This is a genomic window from Bacillus sp. SIMBA_074 (genome assembly GCF_046534555.1).
GTDB lineage: Bacteria > Bacillota > Bacilli > Bacillales > Bacillaceae_G > Bacillus_A > Bacillus_A mycoides.
The window spans coordinates 1-247 of record NZ_JAWRYM010001014.1; the positions used below are offsets into that span (position 1 = coordinate 1).

Genomic DNA, 247 nt, shown 5'->3' on the forward strand with positions numbered 1-247 from the left:
TATTAATGCACTACTTGCTGGATTAGCGAAACTATCTAAAAAAGTGATAAAGAAAATAATTATATAAACCGTTTCAATCGAATCTTTAGATAATAATAATGATACGTACAGGGTTAGCACAAGTAAGATACAAGTTTTAACTAATTGAGAATTAAATAAAATCTTTTTTAACTTGTATCGATCTATGAGTAGTGGTGCTAATAATCCTCCTAAAAACCCTCCAAGCATATTTATTACAGGAACCAAT

Annotated in this window: 1 pseudogene; it reads right to left on the reverse strand. The window is 28.3% G+C overall.

What is annotated here, in order from left to right:
• A pseudogene (locus SB773_RS33830) lies at nt 1–247 on the reverse strand (MFS transporter); the annotation flags it as partial.